This is a genomic window from Modestobacter sp. KNN46-3, assembly GCF_011039295.1.
Genome location: NZ_JAAKGN010000309.1, coordinates 1 through 1,821 on the forward strand (window position 1 = coordinate 1; position 1,821 = coordinate 1,821).

Genomic DNA, 1,821 nt, shown 5'->3' on the forward strand with positions numbered 1-1,821 from the left:
CGGTCCCGGATCGCCGATCACGTGCTCGACCGGCAGGCCGAAGGACCGCTCGATCCGGCTCGGCAGATCGGCCCGCAGCCAGCGGGAGACCCCCCGGCGCAGGGTCGACACCACGACCTCGTCGGCCGCGAACCGGCGCAGCGCCAGGCGCACGGCCTGCAGCGGATCGGGGTCGCCGACCTCGCCGTCCGCGGGCGCGCCGAGACCGCGGATCTGCTCCAGCGTGTCGGTCAGGCGCTGGGCGGCCACGGCGCGTGCGGGGTCGGTCGACGTGCCGTTCCCGACGGCCGCCCGCTCCTGGTGGGCGACGGGCGTGGCGGGGACGACGACGTAGAACTGGTGCTCCCGGTCGGCCATCCGCTGCCGGATCGTCTCCAGCAGGCGGGGCCCGCCGAGGGTCTGGTTGGCCAGGACCAGGCAACGTCGCATCGTCTCTCCACCCGCCTCTCGATCGTGACCGCGTGGCTCGACGGTAGGGCGTCCCCCGGCGCGGAGGCGAGCCGCGCCCACGGGACGGCGCATCGAGTGACAGCACAGCGGGCTCCCCGGACCGGGGAAGCCCGCTCCACTGTCACTCGCCGTGCCGGGCGGGTGTCGGGCGGGCGGAACGGTGCACCGTCCTGGGCGCTCCGGTGTGAGGCCGACGGAACGCGACCTTGACCTGAGCGCCGCCACCGGGAAACGGCGCCCCCGCAGGCTCGCAGACGTGCCCGCCGCCGTCTCGTTGCCCACCCCCGGCCTCGGCACGCGCACCACCGCCACGCACTGCCCGTACTGCTCGCTGCAGTGCGGGGTGACGATGACCGCCGGCGACCGCCCGGCCACCCTCGTGCCCGCGGACTTCCCGACCAACCGCGGCGGTCTTTGCTCCAAGGGCTGGTCGGCCCCCGAGCTGCTGGACCACCCCGAGCGGCTCACCCGGCCGCTGGTGCGCGCCGATCCCACCGACCGGACCAGCCCGCTGGTGGAGAGCAGCTGGGAGGTCGCCCTCGACCGGGTGGTCGCGGCGATCCGGGCCACCCAGCGCGACCACGGCCGCGACGCGGTCGGCTGCTTCGGCGGCGGCGGGCTGACCAACGAGCAGGCCTACCAGTTCGGCAAGTTCGCCCGGGTGGCGCTGCGCACCAGCGCCATCGACTACAACGGCCGGTTCTGCATGTCCTCGGCGGCCGGTGCGGCGATCCGGGCGTTCGGGCTCGACCGCGGCCTGCCGTTCCCGCTGGCCGACATCGCCGAGGCCGACGTCGTCGTGCTGGTCGGCAGCAACCCGGCCGACACCATGCCCCCGGCCATGCAGTGGTTCGACGCCGGCCGGGCGCGCGGCGCCGAGCACATCGTGATCGACCCGCGCCGCACCAACACCGCCCGCAACGCCACGCTGCACCTGCAGCCGCTGCCGGCCACCGACCTGGCCCTGGCCAACGGGCTGCTGCACATCGCGCTGGCCGAGGGGCTGGTCGACGAGGCCTACGTCGCCGCGCGCACCACCGGTTTCGACGCCGTCCGGGCCGGGGTCGCCGACTACTGGCCCGACCGGGTGGAACGGCTCACCGGGGTGCCGGTGGAGCAGCTGCGCCGCACCGTCTTCGCCCTCGCCCGGGGACGGCGGTCGATCGTCCTCACCGCCCGGGGCGCCGAGCAGCACCGCAGCGGCGTCGACACCACCCAGGCCTGGATCAACCTGGCCCTGGCGCTCGGCCTGCCCGGTCGCGAGGGCAGCGGCTGGGGCACCGTCACCGGTCAGGGCCCGGCGCGTATACACCTCTTCGAGGCCAAGAGGCTAAGGCGCAGCTCGCAGTGCGGCCTCCGGTCGAGATAACA

The 1,821-nt window shown here is 75.2% G+C and carries 2 protein-coding genes; one reads left to right on the forward strand and one right to left on the reverse strand.

From position 1 onward, the window contains the following. On the reverse strand, positions 1 to 429 hold a 429-nt coding region (locus G5C62_RS26835), incomplete at its 3' end, for a hypothetical protein (protein ID WP_206330898.1). A gap of 277 nt (positions 430 to 706) precedes the next feature. Here G5C62_RS26835 and G5C62_RS26840 point away from each other — a divergent pair. Next, positions 707 to 1,819 carry a molybdopterin oxidoreductase family protein gene (locus G5C62_RS26840; protein WP_241176166.1) on the forward strand — a complete coding sequence of 371 codons (1,113 nt, stop codon included), beginning with the start codon at positions 707 to 709 and terminating at the stop codon, positions 1,817 to 1,819. Positions 1,820 to 1,821: the final 2 nt, after the last annotated feature.